Raw genomic sequence first — 550 nt, forward strand, 5'->3', positions numbered from 1 at the left:
GCCACCACGGTCGCCGCCACCCTGGTAGCCACCGCGGTCACGGTCGCCACCACGGAAGCCGCCACCCTGCGGGCGGTCACCCCCACGGAAGCCGCCGCGGTCGCCACCGCCCTGGTAGCCGCCACGGTCACGGTCGCCACCACGGAAACCACCGCCCTGCGGACGGTCACCCCCACGGAAACCACCACGATCGCCGCCGCGGTCGCCACCACCCTGGTAACCACCACGGTCACGGTCGCCACCACGGAAGCCACCACCCTGGGGACGGTCGCCGCCACGGAAGCCGCCGCGGTCGCCGCCGGACCGGTTTCCGCCCTGGTATCCGCCTCCATCGCCGCGGCGGGCGTCGCCGCCATCGCGACCGCGGCCCTCCCGGGCCTCGTCACGGTTGCTGGAGCCGCCGTCCTGCGGTCCTGTAGTCACGGATCATTCCTTCCAAGTACGGCTGCGGCCCAGTGCGGGCGACCCTGCCTCAAACACAAAGTTACTAGGGAACGAAGTCATAAACGCAGTCGAGGGCCGACCCCGTGTGGGGCGGCCCTCGACCGTT

1 pseudogene is annotated in these 550 nt (G+C 72.0%); it reads right to left on the minus strand.

Annotated features, from left to right (window positions below):
• Positions 1-423 (minus strand): annotated as a pseudogene (locus Acy02nite_RS46270) (DEAD/DEAH box helicase); the annotation flags it as partial.
• Positions 424-550 lie beyond the last annotated feature (127 nt).

This window comes from Actinoplanes cyaneus (assembly GCF_016862095.1).
GTDB classification, from domain to species: Bacteria; Actinomycetota; Actinomycetes; order Mycobacteriales; family Micromonosporaceae; genus Actinoplanes; species Actinoplanes cyaneus.